Origin of the sequence: Micromonospora sp. 15K316, from assembly GCF_004348525.1 — a bacterium.
Taxonomy (GTDB): Bacteria; Actinomycetota; Actinomycetes; order Mycobacteriales; family Micromonosporaceae; genus Micromonospora.
The window spans coordinates 1-508 of record NZ_SMKG01000451.1 but is presented as its reverse complement, the minus strand read 5'-3'; the positions used below and the strand labels follow the sequence as shown (position 1 = coordinate 508).

General features: G+C 75.0%; 1 protein-coding gene. It reads right to left on the bottom strand.

Translation table 11 applies throughout. The features are described 5' to 3' along the window. Window positions 1-436, bottom strand: a 436-nt coding sequence (locus E1211_RS32265) for a DUF4232 domain-containing protein (protein ID WP_243709808.1), incomplete at its 3' end; no start/stop codon positions are given. Window positions 437-508 lie beyond the last annotated feature (72 nt).

Sequence of the window (508 nt, the reverse complement as noted above, 5' to 3'; positions counted from 1 at the left end):
GTGCCGGGGGTGCGGCGGGGGTCGCCGGTTCTGCCGCCTTCCAGGCGCTGACGCCGATCCGGCCGGTGTTGCCCAGGTCGATCGGGCCGTCCGGATCGACGGCCTGGGCGGGCCGGCCGACGTCCGGCGCGACGTCCAGGTACGCGCCGGTGGCCGCCTCGACCGCGGCCTCGGTGACCGTGTTGCGCCAGAGCACGGCGGCGGTGGCCCGATCGCCCGGGCGCAGCGTGATCGGAACGGGTGGTGCGTCGAACCCGCTGGTGATCTCCTCGGCCCCCTTGATCACCGTGACCCGGATCTGCTGGTGCTCTTCGTCCCGCACGGCGAGCGCCGGGTAACCGTTGAGCTGGTATGGGGTGGCACCACAGTTGATCAGCTCCAGGCCGAGCGCGCGCAGGCCCATGGCGGCGTCCGAGCCGGTCGACCGGATGAGCACGCCGGACTCCGGGCACGGTTGCGCCGCAGCGGTGCCGGATGCCGTGGGCCTCGCCCCGGCCCGCCCACCGCC